The sequence below is a fragment of the Dietzia sp. genome (genome assembly GCF_036741115.1).
Lineage (GTDB): Bacteria > Actinomycetota > Actinomycetes > Mycobacteriales > Mycobacteriaceae > Dietzia.
In genome coordinates, this window is record NZ_DAINST010000148.1 from 606 (window position 1) to 2,849 (window position 2,244).

A 2,244-nucleotide genomic window follows, 5' to 3' on the forward strand; every position below is an offset into this window, starting at 1 on the left:
AGCCGTGCGGACCTGCGTCGGATGCCGCACCTCCGAGCCCGTCTCGGATGCGCTGCTCCGCGTCGTCGCCGCCCCCGGAGGTGGTGCCGTGCTTCCGGATCGCGGAGCGCGAGCCCCCGGCAGGGGCGCATGGGTTCACCTCGACACCGATTGTCTGCGGAAGGCACTCGAGCGGAAGGCGTTTCCACGTGCCCTCCGTTTGGGAATCGACGCGGATGTATCGGCGTTGCACGGACTTGTCGCCGAAATCGGCGACGCATCGATCCCTCCTGCGTCCGGCGCAGGGGAGGAGGAGTGAAGAAATGGACAACAACCGATGAGAACACCGTGAAGTCGCAACGATGATCGGCTATCGGAATCAATAGGGGCTTTTCGCGACCTGCCATGTCGCCTTTAGTCCCTATAGGACAGGAGAACAGTGGCAGGCAAGCCCCGCGTCCATGAGATCGCGAAAGAGCTCAACGTAACGAGCAAGGAGGTCCTGGCGAAGCTGCGCGAGCAGGGAGAATTCGTCAAGTCCGCCTCATCTACCCTCGAGGTGCCCGTCGTTCGGCGCCTCAAGGAGGCCTTCCCCGATGGGGGCGGCGCCTCCGATTCGGGCGAGAAGAAGTCGTCCGGTGCGTCGGCCAAGCCGGGCACCAAGCAGTCCGGCGCGAACTCGGGTTCGGGTTCCGCTGCGGCCAAGCCCGGCGCCAAGCCGGGACCGGCGAAGTCCGCCGGCGCGAAGCCGGCCGCGCCGGCTGCCCCAGTAGCCAAGGCCCCGGCCGGCGATGCGCCGCGACCCGGCGCCTCGCGTCCCGCGCCTAAGGCGCCGCAGGCCGAGAGTAAGCCCGCAGCCCCGCAGTCGCCCGCGTCTGCGCCGAAGCCTGGCGCCGCGGCACCCAAGCCCGGCGGCCAGGCAGCATCGGCCACTCCGGCCTCTCCGGCCGCTCGCCCCGGTGCAAAGCCGGGCCCGCGCCCCGGGCCGAAGGCTCCGCGCGTCGCGAACAACCCGTTCTCGACGAACCAGCCGTCTCGCCCGGCCCCGCGTCCCGCTCCGGGCCCCGGTGGCCCGCGTCCCGGACAGGGCGGTCCTCGTCCCGGCGGTGCAGGCCGTCCCGGCCAGGGTGGCCCGCGCCCCGGTGGCGCCGGTGGACCCCGCCCGCAGGGTGGAGGCCGTCCCGGTGGCGCCGGTGCTCCGCGCCCCGGTGGCCAGGGTGGTCAGGGCGGCCCCCGTCCGAACCCGGCCATGATGCCCGCGCACCCGAGCCCCGGTGCCATGCCAGAGAAGGTCAAGCCCGGCGGCCGTGGCCGTCCCGGCGGCGGTAACCGCCCCGGTGGCGGCGGCGGATTCCGTGGCGGGCCCGGTGGTGGTCCCGGCGGTCGTCCGGGTGGCGGCGGTCGCGGTCGCGGTGGTGCGGCCGGCGCGTTCGGTCGTCCCGGCGGCGCGCCCCGTAAGGGTCGCAAGTCGAAGCGACAGAAGCGGCAGGAATATGATTCGATGCGCGCGCCCGAGGTGGGCGGCGTCCGGTTGCCGAACGGCAACGGGCAGACCGTTCGCCTCGCACAGGGTGCCTCATTGGCCGATTTCGCAGACAAGATCGACGTCAACCCGGCCCAGCTCGTGCAGGCGCTCTTCAATCTTGGCGAAATGGCCACGGCCACGCAGTCGGTGAGCGAAGAGACGCTGCAGCTCCTCGGCGAGGAGATGGGCTTCAAGATCCAGGTCGTCTCCCCGGAGGACGAGGACCGCGAGCTCCTCGAGACCTTCGACCTCAGCTTCGGTGAGGACGAGGGCGGCGACGACGATCTCGCCAAGCGGCCCCCGGTGGTCACCGTCATGGGTCACGTCGACCACGGCAAGACCCGCCTCCTCGACACCATCCGTCGCGAGAACGTCGGCGCGGACGAGGCCGGCGGCATCACGCAGCACATCGGCGCCTACCAGGTCCAGGCCGAGGTCGAGGGCAGCGAGCGGACGATCACGTTCATCGATACCCCGGGCCACGAGGCATTCACCGCCATGCGTGCCCGCGGTGCGAAGTCGACCGATATCGCGGTCATCGTCGTGGCGGCGGACGACGGCGTCATGCCGCAGACCGTCGAGGCGATCAACCACGCCCAGGCGGCAGAGGTGCCGATCGTGGTGGCGGTCAACAAGATCGATAAGGAGGGCGCTGATCCCGCGAAGATCCGTGGCCAGATGACCGAGTACGGCCTCGTGCCCGAGGAGTACGGCGGCGACACCATGTTCGTCGACATCTA

Annotated in this window: 2 protein-coding genes; both read left to right on the top strand. The window is 70.7% G+C overall.

Annotated elements, in window-relative coordinates; all coding sequences use genetic code 11:
• Positions 1–4 precede the first annotated feature (4 nt).
• The gene (locus V7E05_RS14035; protein ID WP_333620248.1) at positions 5–298 is read left to right on the top strand and encodes a YlxR family protein; all 294 of its coding nucleotides are present in this window, start codon (positions 5–7) and stop codon (positions 296–298) included.
• A 120-nt stretch (positions 299–418) separates the two neighbouring features.
• A partial coding sequence (locus V7E05_RS14040) for a translation initiation factor IF-2 N-terminal domain-containing protein (RefSeq protein WP_333620247.1) occupies positions 419–2,244 on the top strand: 1,826 nt, incomplete at its 3' end.